Source organism: Kribbella sp. NBC_00382 (assembly GCF_036067295.1).
In the GTDB taxonomy this organism is placed as follows: Bacteria; Actinomycetota; Actinomycetes; order Propionibacteriales; family Kribbellaceae; genus Kribbella.
Genome location: NZ_CP107954.1, coordinates 1,232,081 through 1,257,952, shown reverse-complemented (window position 1 = coordinate 1,257,952; position 25,872 = coordinate 1,232,081). Strand labels below are relative to the sequence as shown.

The following is a 25,872-nucleotide window of genomic DNA, read 5'->3' as shown; positions in this document are numbered from 1 at the left end:
CACCCTCAGCGTGAGCGTTGTGCCCAGGACGCCCTGGGCGCTCTGGCGTTCGCCGTACCTGTGGCTGGCCACTGTGCACCTGGTCCTGGACACGGCTGTCGTGGTCGGCGGGGGACTGCTGGTCCTGGCCATGCTGCTCGTGGCCGTGCTCGGCCTGCCGCTGGCCTACCTGGGTCTGCCACTGACCTCGTGGGCAACCAGGGCCGTGTACGCCGCTGCCGGCTGGGAGCGAGTGCGCGCGAGGCTCACCCGGAACCAGGTCATCCACAGCCTGATCCCGCCCCCGCCGACCGGCCAGCGGGTCGCTGACGCCAGGGCGGACCTGATGGACCGGGGACTCTGGCGCCAGTTCCTGTACTACGTACTGCTGCTGCCGATGGCACTGGTCTCGCTCGTCGGAGTAGTGGTCGCCTGGTCGGTACCACCGGTACTGATCGCCCTGCCGCTGTTCTTCGACAAGTTCCCGGCCGCCCGGACACAGCTGGGTCCGTTCTCGATCGACTCGTCCGGCGAGGCGCTGCGTGTCTCGGGCTGCGCTCTACTCTTCCTGCTGCTGGTATCGCCGGTACTGGTCCGGGCGCTGTCCGCAGTAGACGGTCGGCTCGCCCGTACCTTCCTTGGCCGCTCGGAGACGGGGGAGCTGGCTGAGCGCGTCGACCAACTGGTGACGAGCCGGCAGCAGGTGGTCGACTCGGCCGAGGCGGAGCGCCGGCGGATGGAACGCGATCTGCACGACGGGGCTCAGCAACGGCTGGTCTCGCTGGCGATGATGCTCGGTCGCGCCAAGAACAAGGCGGGCGATGCCGATGCGGACCTGCAAACGCTGATCGGGCAGGCCCATACGGAGGCGTTGCTGGCGATCGGTGAGCTGCGGGATCTGACCAGAGGGCTGCATCCGCCGGTACTGACCGACCGCGGGCTTGATGCTGCGATCTCGGCCGTGGCGGCTCGTGCGCCGCTGCCGGTGCGGGTCGAGGTGCAGGTGTCGCCAAGGCCGTCGCTGACGATCGAGTCGATCGCGTACTTCGTGGTGACCGAGGCACTCACGAATGTCGCCAAGCACGCCAAGGCGGCGCGGGCGGAGGTCAGGATCCACCGGATCGGCGATGTGCTGCGCGTCGTCGTCACCGATGACGGCAAAGGCGGTGCGGACGCCGACCTCGGCAGCGGGCTGCGCGGCCTGGCCGACCGGGTCTCCGGAGTCGACGGAAAGCTCACCGTGGTCAGCCCGCTCGGCGGGCCGACCACCCTGACCGCGGAGGTCCCATGCGTGTCGTGATCGCCGAGGATTCGGTGCTCCTGCGGGAGGGGCTGGTGCGGCTGCTCGAGGAGCAGGACTGCGAAGTACTGGCTGTGGTCGGTGATGGTGATGGGTTGCTCAAGGCGGTCGACGAGCACCATCCCGATGTGTGCGTGGTTGACGTGAGGATGCCGCCGACCTTCACGGACGAGGGGTTGCGGGCCGCCTTGGTGATTCGGCAGCGGTCGCCGGAGATCGGGGTGCTCGTGCTCTCGCAGTACGTCGAGGAGCGGTATGCGAGTGAGCTGATCGGCAACAACCCTGGTGGCGTCGGCTATCTGCTCAAGGACCGGGTCGCGGACGTCGACCAGTTCATCGATGGGCTGCGCCGGGTCGCGGCCGGTGGTGCCGCGCTCGACCCCGAGGTGATCTCGCAACTGCTCGTCCGGTCGCGCCGGGCCGACCCGCTCGCCGCGCTGAGCCCGCGCGAGCAGGACGTACTGCGGGCGATGGCGGAGGGCCGTTCCAACGCGGGGATCGCCGAGGCGCTGGTGGTCGGCGAAGGCTCGGTGGAGAAGCACATCAGCAACATCTTCGCCAAGCTCGGCCTCGCCCCCGCCGACGGCGAGCACCGCCGCGTCCGCGCAGTACTGAAATTCCTGGAGACCTGATGAGCCTGACCAGCGGCCAGCGCAGGCTGCTCACCCTTGGCCTGATCCCGGTCATCGCCGTCGTCCTCGGAGGTGGCGCCGTCACCGTCGCCTCGATCGGCGGCAAGGTCGACTACGATTTCTCCTCGGCCTACGCCCTCCCACGGAACGGGGTGAGCATCGTCAGCGACGTACCGGTGACGGTGACGCCGAGCACCGACGACAAGGTGCATGTCAGCGTGGGCGGGACCTATACGAATCTCGAGCCGTCGGTCGATGTGCGCGAGTCGGCAGGGGAGGAACTGCAGGTCAGTACGGCCTGTCGCGGCTCTGGTTGCCGCATCGATCTGTCCATCCGGGTGCCCGGCTCGGCCTCGGTGAAGCTGACCACCTCGGGCGTTTCGGTCGACCTGATCGGGCTCGGCGGCGACGTGCGGCTCGTCGCCAGCAACGGCTCGGTCAACGCGGTTCAGTTGCAGAGCCAACAGGTGGCGGTGACGGCCCGGGGCGGCTCCGTCGATCTGTCCTTCGACAGTCCACCGCGCAACGTCGTGGCGAACACGACGAACGGATCGGTCCAGGTGCTCGTACCGACCGATTCGTACGCCATCGACGCTGCCGCGGTGAACGGCAGCACCCAGCTCGACCTGCCCAACGACCTGGGTGCTCAACGCCAGCTCCACGTGCGTACTACCAATGGCAGCATCACAGTGGCCGCGTCCAACTAGATGATCACCCACAACAGGGAAGCCATGCCGAAGCCGACCAGGGAGAGGATGGTCTCCAGGACGGACCAGGTCAGCAGGGTCTCCTTGACGGTCATGTTGAAGTACTTCGCGACGATCCAGAAGCCGCCGTCGTTGACGTGGCTGAGGATGATCGAGCCGGCGCAGATGGCCGCCGCGATCAGCGCGAGGTGCGCCTGCGAGTAGCCCTGGTCCGTCATCAGCGGGCCGACGATGCCGCCGGTCGTCACGATCGCGACGGTCGCCGAGCCCTGCGCGATCCGCAGGCCGCACGAGATGACGTACGCGAGCAGCAGGACCGGAAGCCCAGCACTGGAAAGGCTCTTGGCGAGGGCAGCACCGACACCAGTCGCCGAGATGACCGCGCCGAAGAACGCACCCGCACCGACGACGAGCAGGATCATGCCGACCGGCTTGAGCGAGTTGCTGCTCAGTTCGCTGAACTCGGCGTTCGTCATGCCACGCCGTACGCCGAGCAGGTAGTAAGCGAGCAACACGGCGAGCAACAGCGCGACGGCCGGGTTGCCGAGGAACGTGAGGAAGCTCAGCAGATCACGATGCGGATCGAGGATCAGCGTCCCGAACGTCGCGCCGAGGATCAGTACCAGCGGCAGCAGGATGACCGCCATCACCAGACCCAGCGGCGGCTCGGGCTTCTCCTCGCCCTCGACCTCAGCGGCGACGAACTCTTCCGGCACGGTCACCGGTACCCGGGGAGCAATGTAGAGCGGCCAGAGGATGCCCGCGACGGCGAACGCGGGCAGCCCGCAGGCCAGGCCGATGATGATCAGCCAGCCCATGTCGACATGCAGTAGTCCGGCGACGGCGGTCGGACCCGGGTGCGGTGGCAGGAAGGCGTGCGTCATCGAGAGGCCGGCCAGTACGGGCAAGGCATAGAGCACGAGTGACTTGCCGCCGCGTTTCGCCGCGACGTACACGAGCGGGGCGAGCACGAAGATGCCGATGTCGAAGAAGACCGGGATGCCGAAAATCAGGCCGACCAGGCCCATCGCGACCGGGGTGCCCTTCGGGCCGAACAGCTTCAGCAGCCGGCGGCTGAGCACGTCGGCGCCGCCGGACTTCTCCAGCAGCGCGCCGAGCACGGTGCCGAGGCCGATGATGACGGCGATATGGCCGAGGATGCCGCCGAAGCCCTTCTCCAGCACGGAGTCGCTCGACTTGAGCGCCGTACCGACGATGGTTCGGACGTTCAGCCCGGCGGCCAGGGCCAGGAACAGGCCGGTGGCCAGCAGCGAGATGAACGGTTCGAGCTTGATCTTGATGATCAGGAACAACAGCAGCGCGATGGCCACCAGACACAGCAGCAGCAAGCCTGCCGTGTCATGGTGCAGCCAGTCGATGACTCCGGACATGGGGACGCTCCGAGGGGTGGATGGGGCGGGTCAGCTCAATGCGGCGCAGAAAGCCTTTGCGTTGCTGGTGATCTGGGACCAGTTGGCGGCGGTGATGTCGGCGGGGGAGACGACATCGGTACCGGCGCTGACCGCGAGCGCGCCGGCATCGAGAAACTGCTTGGCGTTACCGGCGTTGACACCTCCGGACGGCACCAGCGGTACTCCCGGGAACGGGCCGTTGAGGTCCTTCAGGTACTTCGGGCCGAGGTGATGCGCGGGGAAGATCTTGACCGCGTCCGCACCGAGCGCCAGCGCCGTCATCACCTCGGACGGCGTAAAAGACCCAAGCACGATAGGGATTCCGGCATCGTGGGCAGCCTTGACGATCTCCGAAGCCTCGGGCCCCTGGCCCGGCGTGACCAGGAAGGCAGCACCCGCGTCTACGGCCGAGCGAGCTTGCGCCGCCGTCTGGACCGTACCGGCGCCTACGACTGCTCCGGTATCACCGGACGCCGCCCGCTCGAGGTGCCGAGGCAGGTCGGGTGTGGTGAACGTCAGCTCGATCACATGGATGCCGCCGGCAACGAGTGCGGAGCACAGGTCGCGGGCGTCGTCGAGGGCCGGAGCGCGTACGACGCTCAGCACCCGGTCGGCGCGGAGCAGGTCCAGCGTGGTCATCTAGTTTCCTTCCTCAGGGGGCGGTGGGGGCGGCGGAAGAGGTACGGCGGATGGCGCGGCCGGGGAGGGCGTCGGTGCGGTGGCCGTCCTCGATGACGGGTACACCGCCGACCAGCACCCACGGAATGCCGAGCGCTTGCTGGCGCGGGTTGTCGAAGGTCGCGGTGTCCCGTACGCCGTCGGGGTCGAAGAGCACGAGATCCGCGTGATACCCCTCGCGGACCAGCCCCCGATCGGTCAGCCGCAGTCGTTGAGCGGGTCGGCCGGTCAGGTGGTGGATGCAGTCGGCGAGCTCGAGAACGCCCAGCTCACGGACGTACTGGGAGAGGTACCGGGGAAAGGTGCCCCATGCCCGGGGGTGCGGTTTGCCGCCGACCAGGATCGCGTCCGAACCACCCGTGTGCGTCGGGTGCTTCATGATCGCCTGAACGTTCTCCTCGTGGCCGACGTGCTGCAGGATCGTCGTCGCGAGGTTGTCGCGGATCAGCAGGTCGAAGAAGACCCAGGACGGCGGCTTGTCGATCCCGGCCGCGATCTCCGCGACGGTGTTGCCGACCGCGCCGCTGAGGGTCGCGTTCTTCACGCCGCCGATCTCGATGGTGTTCCAGTCCGTGACGCAGCCGTGGCAGCCGTCGGTGCCGACCTGCTCCAGCTCGTAGGTGATCCGTTCGCGGTCGGCCGGATCGGCCAGCCGGGCGAGCAGCGCGTCGGAGCCGCCCTCGGCGCTCCAGCTCGGCAGGATCGCCGACAGAGTGGTTGCCCCAGGCAAGTACGGGTAGGTGTCGGTGGTGATGTCGACGCCGTCGGCGAGGGCCTTGTCGATCATCGCGAGCAGGTCGACGCCGCGGCCCTTGTTCGGTTCGAAGTTCATCGTCGCGTGGGTCAGGTGCAGCGCGCACCCCGACTGCCGGGCGATCTCGATCATCTCGCCGTACGCCTCGAGCGCGCCCTTGCCGTACGAGCGCTGATGCGGGCTGTAGTAGCCGCCGTACTCCGCGAGGACCTTGCACAGCTCGACGAGCTCCGCGGTGTCGGCGAACATGCCGGGCGTGTAGGTGAGGCCGCTGCTCATCCCGACTGCGCCCTGCTGGAGTCCTTCGGCCAGTAGTCGCTTCATCTCGTCCAGCTCGGCGGCTGTGGCTGGGCGGTTCGCAGTACCGATCACCATCATCCGGAGCGTGCCCTGCGGGACCAGGTACGCCGCGTTGCAGGCGATCCCCTGGTCGAGCCGGTCGAGGTAGCCGGCGACCGTTGACCAGGAGAAGTCGAAGTCGTCCGGCTCTCCGTTCCAGCCCGCGATCTGGCGCCGTACGGCGGTCCGCGTCGGGTCGTCGATCGGCGCGAACGACAACCCGTCCTGGCCGAGCACCTCGAGCGTGACGCCCTGGCTGACCTTGGCCGTATGGTCCGGGTTGGCCAGGATCTGCAGGTCCGAGTGCGCGTGCATGTCGATGAATCCGGGCGCGACGACCAGCCCGGTCGCGTCGATCGTCCGGTCGGCGCTGAGGCTTCCCGGCAAGTAGTTGCCGATGGCTACGATTCGGCCGGCGTCGACGACGACGTCGGCCCGGACGCCCGGCGAGCCGGTCCCGTCGATGACGGTGCCGCCGGTGATGAGTAGGTCTGTCATGAGAAGAACGTTCGAACCAGGTCGACGACCACCGGGTCATCGGCGTCCGGGTCGTCGATGACGGGGATCAGGCCCCACTTGTCGAAGGCGGTGCACGGATGCGACAGCCCCACCCGCAGTTCGTCGCCGATCACCAGCGGGACCTCTGATGGGAAGCGCAGGAAGCCGTGCTGGTCGTTCATCTTCGTCACGGTCATGCCTTCGACCGGCCGCACGTGCTCGTCGGCGGAGCGCGGCCGGAGCAGCTGAGGCATCGGCAGGTCCTCGTCGAACGGTAAGTCGCGCTTGCCTGCATCGAAGATCGCCAACCCTGGTTCGGGTTGCGAGGTGATCCGGATCCAGCCGTGCATGGCCGGTACCAGCCGGTCACCGTCGGTCCGCGGCACGGAGCCCAGCGGAGAGATTCGGCGGTAGTAGCCGTCGTCATGCGCGATGTAGGCACCGGACCGCAGTACAACGCGAGCACCTTGCTTGGCGAGTGGAGCCAGTACCTGCGCCACCTGCTCGAAGTACGCGCTACCACCCGCACTGACGACCGGTACTACGCCCTCGTCGTACTTGAGGCTCTCGTGCACAGTGGCCAGGTCCCGCAGGTAGGAGCGGACATGCTCAAGCCCCTCCTCGTCAGCGCCGTGCGCGATCGCCCCTTCATAGCCAGCGACCCCAGCAAGCCGCAGCGTCGGAGCAGCGGCAACAGCAGCGGCTACTTCGAGCGCAGCGTCGACACCACGAGCACCCGTCCGCCCACCGACTCCACCAACCTCAACCAGTACGTCGAGTTGCCGCGGCCCTGCATCGACGTGTGCTGCCCGCGCTGCCTCCATGATCTCGACAGTGCGCACCGAGTCCGCCCACACCATCACGTCGAACGACGGGTCGGCCGCGAGCTCATCAGCAATCCACCGGAGCTGCAGTGGCGAGACCACCGCGTTGGCGATCATCACTCGGCTCACCCCGTACGCCCTGGCGACTCCTAGCTGGTAGACGTTCGCCAGCGTGATTCCCCAGGCTCCTGCCTCGAGCTGCTTCGCCCAGAGCGCCGGAGCCATCGTGGTCTTGCCGTGCGGGGCCAACTGGACCCCATGCTCAGTGCACCAGCGGGCGAGCGTCTCGACGTTGTGCTGCAGGCCGGGCGCGGACAGAGTGAGCAGGGGAGTCGGCAGCTCGGACAGTCGCGGTTTGCCGGCCAGTACGTCGGCGACGGTCCGGCCCCAGAAAGCAGGCGGCAGGGCCTTGTCCCGCCAGCTCACCTGCTGGTCGGCCAGGGCTGCGACGGCGGCGGCATCGTACGAAGCTGACATGACGTCCTCTGCGCTGGTTGCGTTCTGCGCAACGTTCGTTGCGCATTCTGATGTCTCGGTTGTAGCATCGCGTCAGAACTTCCGTCAACGACATCCCGCCCGAGAGGACTCATCGATGGCCGATCTGGTACCTCGGGCGGTCTGTCTGGGCGAGGCGATGATCATGCTCGCCGCCGAGACCGGTGCCCCGCTGGAGGACGTCGAGACGTTCCGGCGTTCGGTCGGTGGCGCCGAGTGCAATGTCGCGGGTGGACTCGCCGCGCTAGGGATCCCGACGGGCTGGATCTCGCGGCTCGGCGCGGACGGCTTCGGGCGGCATGTGCTGAGTGACCTGCAGAGCCGTGGGGTCGAGGTCGGGGGAGTAGAGGACGACCCGACCCGGCCGACCGGGCTCTATGTGAAGCACACGATCAACGGCCGGACTCGGATGCACTACTACCGCTCCGGCTCGGCTGCGGCGGCGATGGACGCCGACTTCCTGGATCGGCCCGCAGTGCGCAACCGGTTGGTCGGTGCCGAGCTGGTGCACACCACTGGGATCACTGCGGCGATCTCTACTACCGCTGCTGAGTTGCTGGACCGGCTGGCGGCACTACGGGACAGCCTGGGCTTCACCTTGAGTGTGGACCTCAACTGGCGGCCGGCGCTGTGGCGTGACACCGACCCTGCTCCGCTGTGGCGATTGCTGCGCGCGGCGGATGTAGTGCTGATCGGTGCGGACGAGGCCATGGTTTTCGCCGGGACCAGTGACCCAGCTGAGTTGCGCGAGCTGTTCGGGCCGCGGGCGACCATCGTGGTGAAGTCGGATGCTCATGTGGCTCTCGCGATGGAGCCTGGTGGGCGGCGTACCGAAGTACCGGCGCTCACTGTCGACGTGGTGGAGCCAGTGGGGGCAGGGGATGCCTTTGCTGCTGGCTACTTGGCTGGGACGCTCCAGGGGTTGCCGATGGAGCAGCGGCTGCGGCTCGGACACCTGAGCGCTGCGGCGGTACTGGCCGTGCCGGACGACCACGCGACGCCTCCCGAGGCGCGGGTGCGGCAGGCGTTGCTGGACTGCTCCGATGAGGACTGGGCCAACACGATGGTCGGCCCGGCCGGTGTCAGGTCCCCTGCGCTGATGGGAGGTGTGGTGTGAGTCAGAGTCTGGCGAGAGCCCTGCAGATCCTGGTGAGCCTGGGGGAGGGGGACCGGTCACTGGACCAGCTCGCGACCGAGCTCGACGTCCACAAGACGACAGTGCTGCGGCTGCTGCGGACCATGGAGGTCGAGCGGTTCGTACGCCGCGACGAGGCCCACCGCTACCGGCTGGGCTCGCGACTGTTCTCCTTGGCCGATGCAGCGCGGGAGCAACACGTAGTACGGGCTGTTGCTGCTCCACATCTGCGGCAGCTCAACCAGCGGACCGGGCAGACGGTGCACTTGGCGGCGTACGAGAACGGGCAGGTCATTTACATCGACAAGCTCGACAGTGTGCAGTCGGTGCGGATGTACAGCCAGATCGGCGTACCGGCTGCCTTGCACTGCACCGCTGTCGGCAAGGTGCTGCTCGCCGCGCAGCCGAAGCGCCAGCGGGAAGGTCTGCTGAACACCATCGAGTACCACCGGTTCACGCCGAACACGATCTCCGGACCGGACGAGCTGCGCGACGAGCTCGACCTGGTCCGGTCGCAGGGCTGGGCGCACGACCGGGCCGAGCACGAGTCGTTCATCAACTGCATCGGGGCGCCGATCACCGAGCGCTCCGGCCGGGTGGTGGGGGCCGTCTCGGTGTCGGTGCCGGACGTTCTGCTCAACTATGAGCAGGTGCTGGAGCTGCTGCCCGACCTGCTCGCCACCACGGCCGCCATCGGCGCCGACTACAACAACTAGCCGACTAATCCAACGAACCGATCGAGAGGAACCCCTCGAAATGTCTGACAAGACCGCCATCTCCACCCCCGACGCTCCCGCGCCGATGCCCGTGTTCTCCCAGGGAGTCCGCAAGGGCAACGTGCTGCAGGTCTCCGGCCAGGGCTCGGTCGACCCGGAGAGCGGCTCGTTCGTCAACGAGGGCGACGTGAAGGCGCAGACCACCCGCGTCCTGCAGAACATCGAGGCGATCCTCAAGGCCGGCGGCGCCACCTTCGACGACGTCCTGATGCTCCGCGTCTACCTCACCACCCGCGACGACTTCGCCGCGATGAACGAGGCCTACGCCGAGTTCGTCACCCCGCGCACCCCGAGCGGCATCCTCCCCTCCCGCACCACCGTCTTCACCGGCCTCCCCCTCCCCCAAATGCTGGTAGAAATCGACGCCCTCGCGGTCCTTTCCTGACCGGCGAGCACGTGGTGCTACCTGGTAGCACCACGTGCCATATCCGGCTATTCTGACTTCATGAGCGCACAGACCGAGATCACCCAACGTGACCTGCGGACGCGGTCGAAGGAGATCATGGACGCCGTGCAAGGGGGCCAGGCCTTCACTGTCACCAGGGACGGTCATCGGATCGGCGAGCTGATCCCACTGCGTGGCCGGCGACGCTTCGTCCCGCGCGGCGAGTTCGCCGCGATGTCGCACTCGGCGCCGGACATCCGGCTAGAAGACTTCCGCGCCGACCAGCAGGTCGACATCGACCAGGAGGCGGACGACCCGTATGCCCGCTGATCACCGGCAGGGGCTGCTCGACACGAACATCGTGATCCTGCGGAAGTGGATAGATCCCGCGGAGTTGCCCGACGAGATGGCCATCTCTGCCATCACCCTGGCCGAGCTCTCCGCAGGCCCTCATCAGGTGCGGAGCGCTGCCGGCTACAGCGAGCACGCGGAGCGGGCCCGGCGGATGGACATCCTCCAGCGGGCCGAAAGCGAGTTCGACCCGATCCCGTTCGATGCCGAGGCTGCCCGGATCTACGGGCGGATCTGCGCGGCCGTCGTCGCGGCCGGCCGGACGCCGCGGCGCCGGATTGCCGACCTGATGATCGCCAGCATTGCCGTCGCCGAGGAGTTACCGCTTTTCACGACGAATCCCGACGACTTCAAAGGCCTTGAAGAACTTCTCGTTGTCGTTCCGGTCGCGCACCCGTCCTGACTGGCTGTTGTCAGTTCTGGAAGTAGCTGGAGGTCTGCAGGTCTTCGAGGAGGGTTGGGCCGGTGGGGGTCCAGCCCAGGAGGGTCTGGGTGGCTGTGCTGGACGTTGGTAGGTCCATGGCGAAGAAGCCGCCCAGCCAGCCGAGGTGGGTGACCGCGTCCTCCGGGGTGACGGAGGTGGCGGGGATGTCGAGGCCCTGGGCTATTGCTTCGGCGATGGCTCGGGTTGGTACGCCTTCTTCGGTGGTGGCGTGGAGGATGGTGCCGGCGGGAGCCTTGTTGATGCCTAGGGCAATCAACCGGGCGGCGTCGGAGCGGTGGATGGCGGGCCAGCGGTTGGCGCCGTCGGCGATGTACGCCGAGAAGCCGGCTGTCCGGGCTCCGGTGACGAGCATCCGGATCAGGCCGTGGTCGCCGGCGCCGTGCACGGTCGGGGCGAAGCGGACGACGATCGGGTGCACACCCTTGTCCTGGTAGGAGAGTGCGAGGTTCTCGGCGCCACCGCGAGGCGCGTCGGGACCGTGCAGCGGTGACGGGTCGGCCTCGGTCGAGGCGCGGCCGGCGACGGGATTGATGCCTGAGGCAATCATGAGCACCCGGTCAGAGCCGGCCAGCTCGTCCCCGATGGTCTGTACCGCCAGCCGCTCGGCGTTGTTCGCGGCGGCGTCGAAGGTGTGCTTGTTCGCGAGGTTGATGACCGCGTCGGCGCCGGCCGCGCCGGTGCGCAGCGCGTCCAGGTCGTCGAGATCGCCGCGCAGTACCTCCACGCCCTTGGCGGCCAACGCGGCCGCGGAGGCATCCGAGCGAGCCAGGCCGACGATCTGATGGCCGTCGGCGAGCAGCTCGTCGACGGCCGCGGAGCCGATCCAGCCTGATGCCCCGGTGACGAATACACGCATGAGTTCTCCTCGGAAAAGTTATGTCAGTGGCTGACATCAACTACAATAGCTCGCGATGTCAGTCGCTGTCATCATCTAGACTGTCCGGCATGGTGCGATGGGAGCCGGGCGCGACGGATCGGCTGCGCGTCGCCGCGCTGGAGCTGTACGTCGCGCAGGGGTTCGAGCAGACGACGGTCGGCGAGATCGCGAGGAGCGTCGGCCTGACCGAGCGCACCTTCTTCCGGCACTTCGCGGACAAGAAGGAAGTCCTGTTCGACGGCGAGGACCAGCTGCAAAAGGCGTTCGTGGCCGCCATCGAGGCCGCGCCACCAGGCCCGCCGTTCGACGTGGTCGCCACGGCGTTGACCACGACAGCGGAGTTCTTCGGCGAAGAACGGCGTACCTGGTCGAAGCAGCGCAACCAGGTGATCCAGGCCAACCAGCCGCTGAAGGAGCGCGAGCTACTGAAACTCGCCGGTCTGGCAACCGCGATCACCGAGGCACTCCGCAAGCGCCGCATAAAGGACCCAGCGGCGACCCTCGCGGCCGAGACCTGCGTCACCGTCTTCGCCGTCGCCTTCGGGCAGTGGATCACCGATGGTGAGACGCGGTCCCTGGCCGAGGTCGAGCGGGATATTTTGGCTGAGTTCAGGACCCTCGCCTTGGAGACAGCCGCGCACTGATGGCAGACCCCGTCAGCCTCTGGAAGATCGCTCCGTCCATCTATCTACCGGCGCTGCTGTACGGCATCGGCTCGGGCGCGATCGCCCCGGTCGTCGCCCTCTCCGCACGCGGCCTCGGCGCCTCGATCGCCGTCGCCAGCCTGGTCGTGGCGGCCGCCGGTGTCGGCCAGGTGATCGGCGACATCCCGGCCGGAGCGCTCACCGCGCGGATCGGTGAGCGCCGCGCAATGCTGGCGGCGACCGTTCTCGTCTCGGCCGCCCTCGTCGCATGCTTGGTCGTCCCGAACGTCTGGGGCCTCGCCCTCGCCATCGGCGCCACCGGTCTCGCCGCAGCCGTCTGGGGCCTGGCCAGACAGGCCTACCTCAGTGAAGCCGTCCCGCTACAACTCCGGGCCAGGGCGCTGTCCACCCTCGGTGGCGTCCAACGGATCGGCTCCTTCATCGGCCCGTTCCTCGGCGCCTTCGCGATGAAGTTCCTCGGCACCGACGGCGCCTACTGGGTCCACCTGGTGGCGGCCGCCCTCGCCTGCGTGGTCCTGCTGAGCCTCCCCGACATCGAGTCCGTACGCCGCAAGCGCCTCGCCAATCCAGTCGTCATGCAATCCACCACCGCGGTCATCCGCGAGCACCTCCCGGTACTCCGTACGCTCGGCGTCGGGGCCCTCCTCGTCGGCGCGGTCCGCGCATCGCGACAGGTCGTCATCCCGCTCTGGGCCGAGCACATCGGACTCGATCCGCAGACGACGAGCTTGATCTTCGGTATCTCCGGAGCCGTCGACATGTTGCTCTTCTATCCGGCCGGCTCGGTGATGGACCGGTTCGGGCGCAAGTGGGTCGCAGTGCCGTCGATGTTCGTGCTCGGTCTGGCGCACCTGTTGCTCCCGCTGACGCACTCGGCGCTGGCGTTGACCGCGGTCGCGTTGCTGATGGGGGTCGGCAACGGACTGGGCGCGGGCGTGATCATGACGCTGGGCGCTGATGCCTCGCCGGCGGTCGGCCGGGCACAGTTCCTGGGTGCGTTCCGTCTCTTCGCCGACACCGGCAGCGCCGCCGGCCCGTTCATGATCGCCGCCGTCACAGCCGTGGCGGCCCTCGGGCCCGCAGTACTCTTCATGGGACTCACCGGCTGGGCCGCGGCGACCGCGATGAAGTACTGGATCCCGCCCCGGCCGAAGGTGCCGGAGTAACCGATTTGGTGGTCGTGTCACCGGCGGTTACTCTTGAGGCTGCCGAAGACCGCTGGTCGTTGCTCCCGGAGCAACTGAAGGTCCCATGAATTTCGTGGGCGGCCCGCGCAGGTGACAAGTAAGTGAGAGTAGTTTCTTCACGCCCTTGCGCCTGCGCAGGGGCGTTTTCGATTTTCTGGGTCCCTTAAGGCTTGCGCGGCAAGAGAAGCCAACCCTGCTGAACTGCAGGGCGGAAGGAGACCCATGGCGAGGCCGGACAAGGCAGCCGACGTCGCGGAGCTGACTGAGAACTTCAGAAGCTCAGGCGCCGCCGTACTGACCGAGTACCGCGGACTCACCGTGGCGCAGTTGCGGCAGTTGCGCACTACGCTCGGTGATGACGTGCACTACGCCGTGGTGAAGAACACGCTGACCAAGATCGCGGCCAAGGACGCGGGTGTGGAGTCGTTCGACTCCCTGCTCGAGGGTCCGTCGGCCATCGCCTTTATCAAGGGCGACCCGGTGGTCGCGGCCAAGGGGCTGCGTGACTTCGCCAAGGCAAACCCCCTTCTCGTCATCAAGGGCGGTGTGCTGGATGGCAAGGCACTCGGCTCCGACGAGATCACCAAGCTCGCTGACCTGGAGTCGCGTGAGGTTCTCCTCTCGAAGCTCGCAGGTGCGATGAAGGCGGCCCCGCAGCAAGCGGTGTCGCTGTTCGCTGCTCCGCTCGCGCAGGCTGCCCGCCTGTTCGCGGCGCTGCAGGACAAGCTGCCGGCCGAGGCTGCCCCCGTGGCAGACGAGGCTCCGGCTGCGGAGGCTGTGCAGGACGCAGTCGACGCACCTGCCGAGGCGAGCACCGAGGAGACCGCGTCAGCCGACAGCTGACTCGTTCGAATCACGCAACACCCCATTCAGTGATCACCTAGCAACACGTTGAAGGAAGGACCGCCAAAATGGCGAAGCTCAGCACCGAAGAGCTGCTCGGTCAGTTCAAGGACCTCACCCTGCTCGAGCTCTCTGAGTTCGTGAAGGCCTTCGAGGAGGAGTTCGGCGTGACCGCCGCCGCTCCCGTCGCCGTCGCCGCCGCTGCGGGCGCCCCGGGCGCCCCGGCCGAAGAGGCCGCGGAGCAGGACGAGTTCGACGTCGTCCTGGAGTCGGCCGGCGACAAGAAGATCCAGGTCATCAAGGAGGTGCGTGGCCTCACGAGCCTCGGCCTGAAGGAGGCCAAGGACCTCGTCGAGAGCGCGCCGAAGGCCATCCTCGAGAAGGTCGACAAGGCTTCGGCCGAGAAGGCGAAGGAAGCCCTCGAGGGCGCCGGCGCCACCGTCACCCTCAAGTGACCTGTGCGGCCTAGCCGCACAACAAAGTGATACCAGTTGGAGGGCGGTCCTACGGGGCCGCCCTTCGGCATGTCCGGACGAGGTCTAGGATCTCCAAGGTTCCGGTGCGTGACCGAGACGTGACTCTTCGGTCGTGATCACTTGACAGACAGGGGTTACGTAAAACCGTACTCGTGCGTAACCTAAGCAACCGCGCCCTCGTTGAACCGGCGAAAGCACGTCGGTCGGGGCTGCGTGACGAACCCGTGAGGAGGACCGGTGGGCGTAGAGGTCCGTGTCGAGGGACTCTCCAAGTCCTTCGGAAGTCAGCTGATCTGGGGCGACGTGTCCCTGACGCTGCCCGCCGGTGAGATCTGCGTCATGCTCGGCCCTTCCGGTACCGGGAAGTCCGTATTCCTGAAGACGCTGATCGGTCTGCTCAAACCGGACAAGGGTCACGTGCACATCGAGGGCGTCGACATCGCGACCTGCTCCGAGCGCGCGCTCTACGAGGTCCGCAAGCTGTTCGGTGTGCTGTTCCAGGACGGCGCGATGTTCGGCTCGATGAACCTGTACGACAACGTCGCCTTCCCGCTCCGCGAGCACACCAAGAAGTCCGAGTCCGAGGTCCGCTCCATCGTGATGGAGAAGATGGAGATGGTCGGCCTCGTCGGCGCGGAGCGCAAGCTCCCCGGCGAGATCTCCGGCGGGATGCGCAAGCGCGCCGGCCTCGCCCGCGCGCTCGTGCTCGAGCCCGAGATCCTGTTGTTCGACGAGCCCGACTCCGGCCTCGACCCGGTCCGCACCGCGTTCCTGAACCAGCTGATCATCGACCTGAACGAGATGACCCAGGCGACCTGCCTGATCGTCACCCACGACATCAACACAGCGCGCACGGTGCCGGACAACATCGGCCTGCTGTACCACCGCCACCTGGCGATGTTCGGCCCGCGCGAGATGCTGCTGTCGAGCGAGGAGCCGGTGGTCCGCCAGTTCCTGAACGCCCAGCGGATCGGCCCGATCGGTATGTCGGAGGAGAAGGACGCCGACGAGCTCGCCGCCGAGGCCGACCAGGAGCTGCCACCGCTGCCCCCGATCCCGATCCAGCAGCTGCCCAGTTCCGGCGTACTGCGTCCGACCCAGCGCCCGCCGGGCCAATGGTGCGAAGACAACGGCGTGACGCCCCCACCGGGGTCGTTTGCGAGTGACGTGGTGACGACCTCGTGACCGTGTCCGCCACCGCCCCGCTGAAGCATGCAGGATCGCTCTTTGCTTTCGCGCTCGACACCGCCAGGGCCTCGGTCCGGCGGCCGTTCCAGCTGCGCGAGTTCCTGCAGCAGGCGTGGTTCGTGGCGAGCGTGACGATCATTCCGACCGCGCTGGTCGCGATCCCGTTCGGCGCGGTGATCGCGCTGCAGGTCGGCGGGCTGATCAAGCAGTTCGGCGCGCAGGCCTTCACCGGCTCGGCCGCCGTACTGGCCGTGGTCCGTGAAGCGTCGCCGATCGCGACCGCGCTGCTGATCGCGGGCGCGGGCGGCTCGGCGATCTGCGCCGACCTGGGCGCGCGCAAGATCCGCGAAGAGCTCGACGCGATGATGGTGCTCGGCATCGACCCGATCCAGCGACTGGTCGTGCCGCGGGTGCTGGCCACGATGCTGGTCGCGTTCTTCCTCAACGGCTTCGTCAGCGTCGTCGGCGTGATGGGCGGCTACGTCTTCAACGTGGTCCTCCAGGACGGCACACCGGGTAGCTACATAGCCTCGTTCACGGCGCTCGCCCACCTGCCAGACCTCTGGCAGGGCCAGGCGAAGGCGCTGGTGTTCGGCTTCATCGCCGCGGTCGTCGCCTCGTACAAGGGCGTGAACGCGGGCGGTGGCCCGAAGGGCGTCGGCGACGCGGTGAACCAGTCCGTCGTGATCACCTTCATGCTGCTGTTCGTCGCGAACTTCTCGATGACGGCGATCTACTTCCAGCTCGTACCGCCGAAGGGGGCCTGACGATGTCCCTCCTCGTCGACACCCTGGTCAAGAAGCCGCTGCACTCGCTCGACCGGCTCGGTGAGCAGCTCGCCTTCTACATCAAGGCGCTGGCCTGGTCCGGCAAGTCGGTCACCCGGTACCGCCGCGAGATCCTCCGGCTGCTGGCCGAGGTGACGCTCGGTACCGGCGCGCTCGCCGTGATCGGCGGCACCGTCGGCGTGATCACCTTCCTGGCCTTCTTCACCGGCACCGAGGTCGGCCTGCAGGGCTACTCGGCGCTGAACCAGATCGGCACCTCGGCCTTCGCCGGCTTCGTCAGCGCGTACATCAACACCCGCGAGATCGGCCCGCTGATCGCCGGCATCGCGCTCGCCGCGACGGTCGGCTGCGGATTCACCGCCCAGCTCGGCGCGATGCGGATCAGCGAGGAGATCGACGCCCTCGAGGTGATGGCGGTCCCGTCGCTGCCGTACTTGGTCACCACCCGGATCATCGCCGGCCTGATCGCGGTCGTGCCCTTGTACGTCGTCGGGTTGCTGTCCTCGTACTTCGCCACCCGGCTGACCGTGACGACGTTCTACGGCCAGAGCACTGGGACGTACGACCATTACTTCCATCTGTTCTTACCGCCCGGCGACGTGCTCTGGTCCTTCGGCAAGGTGCTCGTCTTCTCGGTCCTGGTGATCCTGGTGCACTGCTACCACGGGTACCACGCGACCGGCGGCCCGGCCGGCGTCGGCGTCGCGGTCGGCCGCGCGGTCCGGACCTCGATCGTCGTCATCAACGTCGTCGACCTGCTGCTGTCGATGGCGATCTGGGGCACCACGACCACAGTCAGGCTGGCGGGCTGACCATGACCAGACGAGTGCTCGGGACCGCCTTCATCGGGATGCTCTGCTTCCTGCTCTGGCTCACCTACGCCTTCTACGCGAAGGTCTTCACCGCCACCGTCGACGTGAAGCTGCAGACCAGCCACATCGGCCTGCAGCTCAACCGGCACGCGGACGTGAAGCTGCGCGGCATCATCGTCGGCGAGGTCCGGAGCGTCTCCACCGACGGCGACTTCGCCACCGTGAACCTGTCGTTGAAGCCGGACGCGGTCAAGGAGATCTCCAGCCAGGTCAGCGCGCGGATCCTGCCCAAGACGCTGTTCGGCGAGAAGTACGTGGCCCTGGTACCACCGCCCGGCCCCGAAGGCCGCGCGATCAAGGCCGGCGACACCATCGCCCGGGACAAGACCGCGGTCGGCATCGAGATCGAGAAGGTGCTGAACGACGCGCTGCCCCTGCTGCAAGCCGTCGACCCCGCCGACCTGGACGCGACGCTGAACACGCTGGCGACGGCCCTGGAGGGTCGCGGCAGCGAGATCGCCGACACCCTCACCCAGCTCGACGGGTACCTGAAGAAGCTCAACCCGAACGTGCCGAACCTGATCGCGGCGCTGACCAAGCTGACCCAGGTGTCGAAGATCTACGGCGACGTCACGCCCGACCTGGCCCGCGCGCTGCGCAACCTGACCGTCACCGGCAACACGGTGGTGGAGAAGGAGAAGCAGTTGCAGACGTTCTTCACCGACGTGCAGACGCTGTCGACCACCGGCAATGCCTTCCTCAAGGAGAACGAGGACCGGGTGATCCGGCTAGGCGAGGTGAGCAAGCCGGTACTGGACCTGCTGGAGCGGTACTCGCCGGAGTTCCCCTGCTTCCTCAAGGTGATGACGGACACCATCCCGACCCTGAGCGACACGTTCCGCGACGGCCGGCTGCACATCAACCTGGAGCTGATCACCAACCAGCCCACGCCGTACCAGCCGAACGAGACGCCGGTCTTCGGCGACCACCGCGGCCCGACCTGCGTCGGCCGCAACTACTCGGTACCGGGGGAGAAGCCCGGCCCGTACACGCAGGACAACCCGGCGCCGTACGTGACCGGGGTGGACGGCGTGATCGGTGACCACGGCAAGGAGACCCGCTTCCCGGTCAACCTGCAGCTCAACCGCGCGATGCCCGGCTTCGCCAGCGACACCGGCGGCGCCGGTACGCCGGCCGAGCAGAAGGTGATCGACGCCGTCGCCGGCCCCGCGATGGGCATCCCGGCGTCCGAAGTACCGGATCTGACCACCCTGATGATCGGCCCGTTGATGCGCGGTGGGCAGGTGAACCTCAAATGAAACTCCTGGACAAGAAGACTTCGCTCGACACCGTGCGGCTGGCGATCTTCGTCGTGGTGACCACGATCGCGACGGCGTTGCTGGCCGTGACGATCGGCAACATCAGTTTCAACGCGACCACGAAGTACCGGGCTGTTTTCACGGACGTGGTCGGGCTGAACAAGGGCGACGACATCCGGATCGCCGGCGTGCGGGTCGGGCAGGTCGACAAGATCGCGATCTACCAGGACAAGCTGGCGATGGTCAGCTTCAGCGTCGACTCCGACCAGGTTCTCGACACCACCACGCACGCGACGATGCGCTACCGGAACCTGGTCGGCAACCGCTACATCGCGCTGACCGAGGGCGTCGGCGGCGGCACCCGGATGAAGAAGAACGGGATCATCGACAAGGACCGGACGGCGCCCGCGCTGGACCTGTCGGTGCTGTTCAACGGGTTCAAGCCGTTGTTCACCGCGCTGACCCCGAAGGACGTGAACCAGTTCGCGTTCGAGGTGATCAAGGTGCTGCAGGGTGAGGGCGGCACGATCGAGAGCCTGCTAGCCCGGACCGCCTCGCTGACCACGACGCTGGCCGATTCCGACGAGGTGATCGGCGACCTGATCACCAACCTGACCTCCACCTTGCAGATCGTCTCGCAGCGGCAGGCGAACTTCTCCCAACTGCTGGTCAACCTGCAGCAGTTCATCACCGGGCTGAGCCAGGACATCAATCCGATCCTCGGCTCACTCGGCTCGATCAACTCGCTGAACACCAAGACGGCCGGCCTGCTGCAGCAGACCCGGGTGCCGCTCAAGGCGGACCTCGACCGGCTGCGCGAGGTCTCGACCACGCTCGACGACACCCAGGGGATCTGGGTCAAGACGCTGCAGAACATGCCCGGCAAGCTCGAGACGCTGACCCGGACCGCGTCGTACGGGTCCTGGTTCAACTTCTACCTGTGCGGCTTCGACGGCAACGTCACGCTGCCGCTGGGCACCCGGATCCCGATCAGCCATGACGTCAACTCCGCGAGGTGCGCGAAGTGAAGCCGTTCAGGGAACAGAACCAGGTCACCATCGGGGTGATCGGCCTGACCGTGATCGGGCTGATCATGCTGGCCGCGTTCAAGGCACAGGACCTGCCGCTGATCGGTGGCGGGACGAAGTACTCCGCACAGTTCTCCGAGGCCGGTGGGCTGAAGCCGAACGACGAGATCCGGGTCGCCGGGGTCCGCGTCGGCCAGGTCCGCAAGGTCGAGCTCGAGGGCACCCACGTCCGGGTCGACTTCGTCGTCGACAAGGGCGTGAAGCTGGGCGACAAGACCGGCGCCGAGATGAAGATCAAGACGCTGCTCGGGCAGAAGTACCTGAAGCTGGACCCGGAGGGTTCGGGCGAGCTCAAGGAGGGGTCGGAGATCCCGCTGGCCCGCACCATCTCGGCGTACGACGTGGTCGACGCGTTCACCGATCTGGCCAACACCACCGAGCGGATCGACACCGGGCAGCTCGCGAAGGCGCTCGACACCCTGTCGTCGACCTTCAAGAACACCCCGGAAGAGGTTCAGGCCTCGCTGACCGGGCTGTCCCGGCTGTCCCGCAACGTCGCCAAGCGCGACGAGCAGCTGAAGCTGTTGCTGCAGCACTCCGACGTGGTCACCAAGGTCCTTGCCGACCGCAACCAGCAGCTGATCAAGCTGATGAAGGACGGCAACACCGTGTTCCAGGCAGTGCAGGCCCGGCGCGCGCTGATCCACGAGCTGCTCGTATCGACGCAGAAGCTGGCCGCTCAGATCAGCGCGCTGGTCAAGGAGAACCGCAAGGACCTGGGCCCGACGCTGACCAAGGTGAACGCGGTCCTGGCGACCTTGCTGAAGAACCAGAACGCGCTGGACGCCAGCATCAAGGGGCTCGCGCCGTACGCGCGGGTCTTCACCAACACGCTCGGTACCGGGCCGTGGTTCGACACGTATGTGCAGAACCTGGTGCCGGTACCGGAGATCCCGTTGCCGCAGATCCCGATCCCCGGGCTGCCGCCGATTCTGAGCGGGCTGACGGGAGGTGCGGGCCGATGAAGGTCGCATCCTTGTCCCGGATGATCGCGTTCGGTGTCGTCGTGGTGATCCTCGCCGTCAGCGTGATCTCGTTCTGGCCGCACCCCAAGCGGGTGTCGGCGACGGCGTACTTCCCGCGCGCGGTCAGCGTCTACCCGGGCTCCGACGTCCGGATCCTCGGCATCAAGGTCGGCGAGATCGAGAGCGTGACACCGGCCGGGCGCGCGGTCCGGGTGAAGTTCTGGTGGGAGGCCAAGCACAAGGTGCCGGCCGACGCCAAGGCGGTGATCGCGTCGCCGTCGATCGTCGCGGACCGCTACATCCAGCTCACCCCGGCGTACTCCAAGGGCGCCGTGATGGCCGACGGCGCGTCGATCCCGCTGGACCGGACGGCCGTGCCGCTCGAGCTCGACCAGATCTACCAGAGCCTGAACGACCTGTCCGTCGCGCTCGGCCCGAAGGGCGCCAACGACCAGGGCGCGCTGTCGCGGCTGCTCGACGTGTCCGCGGCCAACCTGAACGGCCAGGGCAAGAAGCTCAACCAGACCATCACCGACGTTTCGACCCTGACCCAGACGCTGTCGGGCAACTCCAAGAGCCTGTTCAGCACGATCCGGCAGCTGCAGACCTTCGTCTCCGCGCTGGCCGCGAACGACGGCCTGGTGAAGCAGTTCAACACGAACTTCGCGGCCGTCTCGACCACGCTGGCCGGTGAACGCCAGGACCTCTCGGCCGCGCTGTCCACGCTGGCGGCGGCGCTCGGCGAGGTCGCGAACTTCGTCAAGGACAACCGTTCGCTGCTGAAGACCACCATCTCCGGCGCCACCGACGTCTCCCAGATCCTGGTCAAGGAGAAGACCGCGCTCGCCGAGATCATGGACACCGCGCCACTCGGCCTGGGCAACCTGGCCCGGGTCTACAACCCGCAGTTCGGCACGCTGGACCAGCGGATTAACCTGGCCCAGCTGGACGATCCGGCGACCTTCATCTGCTCGCTACTGATCCAGGCCAACCAGCCGCTGTCGACCTGCTCGGCCCTCAAGCCGATCTTCAACGCGCTGCCGAAGCTCCCGCTGCTGAGCGCCATCACCGGCTCGGGCGGCCCAGCCGGTACTCCGTGGGCACCGGCCCCGCAGCCCAAGCTGCCCAGCCCGGACCCGGTCGACGACACACTCGGCGGCCTGGTCCCTGGGGGTGCGCGATGAGGCGGCTTCGCAGTACTGCGGTAGTAGCGGGCGTCGTCGCGATGGCGACCGTGCTGTCCGGGTGCGACTTCAGCGTGTACTCCCTGCCGTTGCCGGGTGGCGCCAAGATCAAGGGTCCGTCGTACACGGTGACCGTGGAGTTCACCGACGTACTGGACCTGGTGCCGAAGTCGTCGGTCAAGGTGGACGACGTCACCGTCGGCACGGTCGAGAAGGTCTGGCTGGAAGGCTACGTCGCCAAGGTCCGGGTCAAGCTGCCGAAGAGCCTGGACCTGCCCGACAATGCCCGCGCGACGATCCGCCAGACCAGCCTGCTGGGCGAGAAGTTCGTCTCGCTGGAGCAGCCGTCCGGATCCGAGAAGCCACGCGGCAAGCTCGAGAACGGCGAGCTGATCCCGCTGTCCCGGACGACCAGCAACGTCGAGGTCGAAGAGGTCCTGTCGGCGCTCTCGCTGCTGCTCAACGGCGGCGGCGTGGCCCAGCTGCAGATCATCACCCAGGAGCTGAACAAGGCCCTGACCGGGAACGAGCCGGCCATCCGCAGCGTGCTGACCCAGCTGAACACCTTCGTCGGCACGCTCGACCAGAACAAGCAGAAGATCGTCACCGCCATCACCGCCGTCGACCAGCTGGCCAAACAGCTGAACGCGCAGAAGACGACGATCGCGACCGCGATCGACTCGCTGCCCAAGTCGATCGCCACCCTGGACAAGCAGCGCGCCGCGCTGGTCAAGACGCTGCAGGCGCTGGCGTCGCTGGGCAACACCGCGACCCGGGTGATCACCGAGTCCCAGAAGGACCTGGTCGCCAACCTGCAGTCGCTCTACCCGCTGCTGACCAAGCTCGCCGAGGCCGGTGAGAACCTGCCGAAGTCGCTCGAGCTGCTGCTCACCTACCCGTTCCCGGACGCCGCGGCCGGCGCGGTCAAGGGTGACTTCACCAACCTGAACATCACCCTCGACGTGAACACCCAGAAGGCGCTGAAGGGTCTGCTCGGGCTCAACCTGCCGACCGTCGGCCTGACCCTGCCGACCGCCGAGATCAGCCTGCCGGTGCACAACCCGCCGAAGTTCCCGACCGGCAAGCCGACGGCCGGCGGCCTGCCGTCGCTGCCGATCCCGACCGCCGCGGGCACCACCTGCGTCACGATCCTCGGGCTGCCGGTCTGTACGCCGAAGCTCAACCGGTCCGGGTTCGATCCGGAGCTGGCGAAGGTCCTGATGCCGGGGGTGGCCAAGTGATCACCAGAACGGTCCGGATCCAGCTGATGGTGTTCCTGCTGATCACGATGGTCGGCATCGCCTACGTCGGCGCCAAGTACGCGCAGGTCGACAAGTTGCTGTTCGACCAGGACTACACGGTCCGCGCCAGCTTCGCCGAGTCCGGCGGCATCTTCTCCGGCGCCGAGGTGACGTACCGCGGCCAGCCGGTCGGCCGGGTCGGCGAGCTGAAGCTGCTGTCCGACGGCGTCGAGGTCAACCTCGACATCGACAAGAAGACCAAGATCCCGAACGACCTGCTCGCGGTGGTCGCCAACCGGTCCGCGATCGGCGAGCAGTACGTCGACCTGCAGCCGCGCCGCGACACCGGGCCGTACCTGCAGGACAACTCGAGGATCAGCCGGGAGAACACGGCCCTGCCGATCGACACCACCGAGCTGCTGCTGAACCTGGACCAGCTGGTGAACTCGGTCGACAAGAACAGCCTGAAGACCACCGTCAAGGAGCTCGGCGACGCGCTCCGCGGCCGGGGCAGCGACCTGCAGAAGATCATCGACAGCTCCGGCGCGCTGATCAGCGACGCCGACGCGAACATCCTGCAGACGATCAAGCTGATCAACGACGGCAACACCGTGCTAGCCACCCAGGTGGCCAGCGGCGACGCGATCAAGACCTGGGCGAAGAACCTGGCGCTGCTGTCCGACACCCTGGTCAGCTCGGACGCCAGCCTGCGGGCAGTGATCGACAACGGCTCGGCCGCGTCGACCCAGCTGACCGCGCTGATCCAGGAGAACAAGGCCGACATCGCGGTGCTGCTGGGTAACTTGCTGACGGTGAGCGAGCTGACCGCGGTCCGGCTGGACTCCGTTGAGCAGCTGCTGGTGGTCTACCCGGCGGTGGCGATGGGCGGGTACGTCGTACCGGCCAAGGACCCGGGGACGGGTCACTACGACGCGCACTTCGGCCTGGTACTGGGCTTCAGCCCGCCCGCTTGCCGGGCCGGGTACAACGGAACGGACAAGCGCGTTCCGCAGGACACGACCAGCAAGGCCGCCAACACCAAGGCGGGCTGTACCGCGTCGCCGGGGTCGGGCATCGACGTCCGCGGATCGCAGAACAAGCCGACGCCGTCGACGCGGTCGTCCGACGCCAACCGGATCGGGTACGGCGTCGGGTACGACCCGGCCACGGGCGCTGCCGGTGGTACCGGTGGGATGCCGTCGCTGGTACTCGGCTCGACCGGAGGACAGGAAGAAATGCTCGGTAAGGACTCGTGGAAGGCCCTCATCCTCGGACCGGTGACCGGCAAGTGAGCTCTACGACCGCCGCCCGGAGAGGCCCGATGATCCTGGCGTGGGCGCTGAGTGTGCTCCTGCTGGTCGCACTCGTCGGTGCGACGCTGTCCGTCGTCGCGTTGCGTGGCCAGGACGCTCGCAAGAGTGAGCGCGAGGGCGCGATGAAGGCGGCCCGGCAGTTGGCGCTGGACTTCACGACGTACGACTACTCGAGCTGGGACGCGGACGCGAAGCGGGTGCTGGACGACTCCACCGGGCAGTTCAAGGAGGAGTTCAAGTCGGGCTCCGACTCGGTCAAGACCGAGGTGGTGGCGAACAAGGCGACCTCCAAGGGCGACGTGAAGGAGGCCGCGGTGGTGTCGAACGACAAGGACTCGGCCCAGGTGCTGGTGATCGTGAACGCCGTCGTGACGAACACCGCGTCCAAGGACGGGGTCGAACGCCGGTACCGGATCAAGCTCGACCTGGTCCGCGAGAAGGACCGCTGGCTCACCGCCGACTTCCAGGTGGTCGGCTGATGCCCCGCCGAATCGCCGGCCGCAGCCGCCGCCCCGAAACCACCCCCGAAGTCAACCCCCAAACAAGCCCAATCAAACCAGTGACTCAGCCCACACCAAAGGCTGAAACCCCTCCAGCGAAGCGCCCTCAGGACAAGCCTTCAGTCACACTCAGTGACGAAAGGTCTTCTGTTAAGGCCGAAGACGCGGCGAGTGTGGAGCGGTCGCGGACGGCTGTGGTGCTGTCAGCCGCGCTGGGGGTGCTGCTGGTGCTGATCTTGGCGCTGACCGGGATCCTCGGGGTGAAGGCCTGGAAGGGTAAAGAGGCCGAGGATGCCCGGGATCAGGCGGCTGCGGCAGGCCGGAAAGCTGCTGAGACGGCCCTGAGTTACGACTACCGCACGCTCGACAAGAGCTTCGCGGCGGCGCGGGCGACGATGACGCCGGAGTTCGCCGGGCAGTTCGACGCCACCGCCAAGGTGGCCGGCGAGCTGGCCACCAAGACCAAGGCCACCGTGCGCGCCGAGGTCCGCGAGGTCGGCGTCCGCGACGGCGACGCGAACCGGGTCACGCTGATCATCTTCGTCAACCAGACGACCACCAGCACGATCACGAAGGGTAGTCCCCGGGTCGATCTGAACCGGACGAGATTCACGATGGTCCGAAACGGTGGCCAATGGCTGGTCCAGGAGATCGCCGGACTGTAGTCTCTAGGTGACTCCGGAGAGGTCGTCCGGGCGGCTCGCAGGCTGGTTACC

28 protein-coding genes are annotated in these 25,872 nt (G+C 67.4%); 23 read left to right on the top strand and 5 right to left on the bottom strand.

The window, feature by feature from the left end:
* Nucleotides 1-19: 19 nt before the first annotated feature.
* The 3 genes from OHA70_RS06210 to OHA70_RS06200 are packed head-to-tail and all read left to right on the top strand — an operon-like array spanning nt 20 to nt 2,618.
* Nucleotides 20-1,279 carry a sensor histidine kinase gene (locus OHA70_RS06210; protein WP_328329488.1) on the top strand — a complete coding sequence of 420 codons (1,260 nt, stop codon included), beginning with the start codon at nt 20-22 and terminating at the stop codon, nt 1,277-1,279.
* Nucleotides 1,267-1,911 carry a response regulator transcription factor gene (locus tag OHA70_RS06205; protein ID WP_328329486.1) on the top strand — a complete coding sequence of 215 codons (645 nt, stop codon included), beginning with the start codon at nt 1,267-1,269 and terminating at the stop codon, nt 1,909-1,911. Before OHA70_RS06210 ends, OHA70_RS06205 begins: the two co-directional genes overlap by 13 nt.
* Entirely contained in the window at nt 1,911-2,618 is a 708-nt protein-coding gene (locus OHA70_RS06200; protein ID WP_328329484.1) for a DUF4097 family beta strand repeat-containing protein, read from the top strand. The genes OHA70_RS06205 and OHA70_RS06200 overlap by 1 nt, the downstream gene beginning before the upstream one ends.
* Here the strand turns inward: OHA70_RS06200 and OHA70_RS06195 are convergent.
* From OHA70_RS06195 to OHA70_RS06180, 4 genes are read right to left on the bottom strand one after another with little or no spacing between them, the layout of a single operon-like run.
* A complete protein-coding gene (locus OHA70_RS06195) occupies nt 2,615-4,009 on the bottom strand; it encodes a GntP family permease (protein WP_328329482.1) in 1,395 nt (464 codons plus the stop codon). The genes OHA70_RS06200 and OHA70_RS06195 overlap by 4 nt on opposite strands.
* A gap of 30 nt (nt 4,010-4,039) precedes the next feature.
* Nucleotides 4,040-4,669, bottom strand: coding sequence for a bifunctional 4-hydroxy-2-oxoglutarate aldolase/2-dehydro-3-deoxy-phosphogluconate aldolase (locus OHA70_RS06190; RefSeq protein WP_328329480.1), 630 nt, complete (start codon nt 4,667-4,669; stop codon nt 4,040-4,042).
* Between the two features lie 13 nt (nt 4,670-4,682).
* Nucleotides 4,683-6,299, bottom strand: coding sequence for an N-acyl-D-amino-acid deacylase family protein (locus tag OHA70_RS06185; RefSeq protein ID WP_328329478.1), 1,617 nt, complete (start codon nt 6,297-6,299; stop codon nt 4,683-4,685).
* A complete protein-coding gene (locus tag OHA70_RS06180) occupies nt 6,296-7,600 on the bottom strand; it encodes an alanine racemase (RefSeq protein WP_328329476.1) in 1,305 nt (434 codons plus the stop codon). Before OHA70_RS06180 ends, OHA70_RS06185 begins: the two co-directional genes overlap by 4 nt.
* 115 nt (nt 7,601-7,715) lie before the next feature.
* Between OHA70_RS06180 and OHA70_RS06175 the strand changes: the two genes are divergently transcribed.
* The 5 genes from OHA70_RS06175 to OHA70_RS06155 are packed head-to-tail and all read left to right on the top strand — an operon-like array spanning nt 7,716 to nt 10,668.
* Nucleotides 7,716-8,735 carry a sugar kinase gene (locus OHA70_RS06175; RefSeq protein WP_328329475.1) on the top strand — a complete coding sequence of 340 codons (1,020 nt, stop codon included), beginning with the start codon at nt 7,716-7,718 and terminating at the stop codon, nt 8,733-8,735.
* Nucleotides 8,732-9,469 carry an IclR family transcriptional regulator gene (locus OHA70_RS06170; RefSeq protein WP_328329473.1) on the top strand — a complete coding sequence of 246 codons (738 nt, stop codon included), beginning with the start codon at nt 8,732-8,734 and terminating at the stop codon, nt 9,467-9,469. Before OHA70_RS06175 ends, OHA70_RS06170 begins: the two co-directional genes overlap by 4 nt.
* Before the next feature lie 40 nt (nt 9,470-9,509).
* Nucleotides 9,510-9,914, top strand: a complete 405-nt coding sequence (locus OHA70_RS06165; RefSeq protein WP_328329471.1) for a RidA family protein — start codon at nt 9,510-9,512, stop codon at nt 9,912-9,914.
* Between the two features lie 60 nt (nt 9,915-9,974).
* On the top strand, nt 9,975-10,244 hold the full coding sequence (locus OHA70_RS06160; protein ID WP_328329469.1) for a type II toxin-antitoxin system Phd/YefM family antitoxin: 270 nt from the start codon (nt 9,975-9,977) through the stop codon (nt 10,242-10,244).
* The gene (locus tag OHA70_RS06155; RefSeq protein WP_328329467.1) at nt 10,234-10,668 is read left to right on the top strand and encodes a type II toxin-antitoxin system VapC family toxin; all 435 of its coding nucleotides are present in this window, start codon (nt 10,234-10,236) and stop codon (nt 10,666-10,668) included. Before OHA70_RS06160 ends, OHA70_RS06155 begins: the two co-directional genes overlap by 11 nt.
* A gap of 10 nt (nt 10,669-10,678) precedes the next feature.
* Here OHA70_RS06155 and OHA70_RS06150 read toward each other — a convergent pair whose 3' ends face one another.
* Entirely contained in the window at nt 10,679-11,566 is an 888-nt protein-coding gene (locus OHA70_RS06150) for an SDR family oxidoreductase (RefSeq protein ID WP_328329465.1), read from the bottom strand.
* Between the two features lie 89 nt (nt 11,567-11,655).
* On the opposite strand from OHA70_RS06150, the gene OHA70_RS06145 reads away from it, so the two are divergent.
* The 15 genes from OHA70_RS06145 to OHA70_RS06075 all read left to right on the top strand — a co-directional run bounded on the left by OHA70_RS06145 (nt 11,656) and on the right by OHA70_RS06075 (nt 25,821).
* Nucleotides 11,656-12,231, top strand: coding sequence for a TetR/AcrR family transcriptional regulator (locus OHA70_RS06145; RefSeq protein WP_328329463.1), 576 nt, complete (start codon nt 11,656-11,658; stop codon nt 12,229-12,231).
* The gene (locus OHA70_RS06140; protein ID WP_328329461.1) at nt 12,231-13,418 is read left to right on the top strand and encodes an MFS transporter; all 1,188 of its coding nucleotides are present in this window, start codon (nt 12,231-12,233) and stop codon (nt 13,416-13,418) included. The genes OHA70_RS06145 and OHA70_RS06140 overlap by 1 nt, the downstream gene beginning before the upstream one ends.
* Nucleotides 13,419-13,661: 243 nt before the next feature.
* A complete protein-coding gene (gene rplJ / locus OHA70_RS06135; RefSeq protein ID WP_328329459.1) occupies nt 13,662-14,282 on the top strand; it encodes a 50S ribosomal protein L10 in 621 nt (206 codons plus the stop codon).
* Between the two features lie 68 nt (nt 14,283-14,350).
* Nucleotides 14,351-14,737 (top strand): 50S ribosomal protein L7/L12, encoded by a 387-nt coding sequence (gene rplL, locus OHA70_RS06130; protein ID WP_328329457.1) that lies wholly within the window; start codon nt 14,351-14,353, stop codon nt 14,735-14,737.
* 258 nt (nt 14,738-14,995) lie between these two features.
* Nucleotides 14,996-15,943: an ABC transporter ATP-binding protein gene (locus OHA70_RS06125; protein ID WP_328329455.1), complete on the top strand. Its 948-nt coding sequence runs from the start codon at nt 14,996-14,998 to the stop codon at nt 15,941-15,943.
* Nucleotides 15,940-16,713 (top strand): MlaE family ABC transporter permease, encoded by a 774-nt coding sequence (locus OHA70_RS06120; RefSeq protein ID WP_132284867.1) that lies wholly within the window; start codon nt 15,940-15,942, stop codon nt 16,711-16,713. The genes OHA70_RS06125 and OHA70_RS06120 overlap by 4 nt, the downstream gene beginning before the upstream one ends.
* A 2-nt stretch (nt 16,714-16,715) precedes the next feature.
* Nucleotides 16,716-17,546, top strand: coding sequence for an MlaE family ABC transporter permease (locus tag OHA70_RS06115; protein ID WP_328329450.1), 831 nt, complete (start codon nt 16,716-16,718; stop codon nt 17,544-17,546).
* 2 nt (nt 17,547-17,548) lie between these two features.
* A complete protein-coding gene (locus tag OHA70_RS06110) occupies nt 17,549-18,865 on the top strand; it encodes an MCE family protein (RefSeq protein WP_328329448.1) in 1,317 nt (438 codons plus the stop codon).
* The gene (locus OHA70_RS06105) at nt 18,862-19,893 is read left to right on the top strand and encodes an MCE family protein (protein ID WP_328329446.1); all 1,032 of its coding nucleotides are present in this window, start codon (nt 18,862-18,864) and stop codon (nt 19,891-19,893) included. Before OHA70_RS06110 ends, OHA70_RS06105 begins: the two co-directional genes overlap by 4 nt.
* Nucleotides 19,890-20,918, top strand: coding sequence for an MCE family protein (locus tag OHA70_RS06100; RefSeq protein ID WP_328329444.1), 1,029 nt, complete (start codon nt 19,890-19,892; stop codon nt 20,916-20,918). Before OHA70_RS06105 ends, OHA70_RS06100 begins: the two co-directional genes overlap by 4 nt.
* Nucleotides 20,915-22,102: an MCE family protein gene (locus OHA70_RS06095; RefSeq protein WP_328329442.1), complete on the top strand. Its 1,188-nt coding sequence runs from the start codon at nt 20,915-20,917 to the stop codon at nt 22,100-22,102. The genes OHA70_RS06100 and OHA70_RS06095 overlap by 4 nt, the downstream gene beginning before the upstream one ends.
* Nucleotides 22,099-23,343 (top strand): MCE family protein, encoded by a 1,245-nt coding sequence (locus tag OHA70_RS06090; protein ID WP_328329440.1) that lies wholly within the window; start codon nt 22,099-22,101, stop codon nt 23,341-23,343. Before OHA70_RS06095 ends, OHA70_RS06090 begins: the two co-directional genes overlap by 4 nt.
* Entirely contained in the window at nt 23,340-24,635 is a 1,296-nt protein-coding gene (locus OHA70_RS06085; RefSeq protein WP_328329438.1) for an MlaD family protein, read from the top strand. The genes OHA70_RS06090 and OHA70_RS06085 overlap by 4 nt, the downstream gene beginning before the upstream one ends.
* On the top strand, nt 24,632-25,135 hold the full coding sequence (locus OHA70_RS06080) for a hypothetical protein (RefSeq protein ID WP_328329436.1): 504 nt from the start codon (nt 24,632-24,634) through the stop codon (nt 25,133-25,135). Before OHA70_RS06085 ends, OHA70_RS06080 begins: the two co-directional genes overlap by 4 nt.
* Before the next feature lie 194 nt (nt 25,136-25,329).
* Nucleotides 25,330-25,821, top strand: coding sequence for a hypothetical protein (locus OHA70_RS06075; protein WP_328329434.1), 492 nt, complete (start codon nt 25,330-25,332; stop codon nt 25,819-25,821).
* Nucleotides 25,822-25,872: the final 51 nt, after the last annotated feature.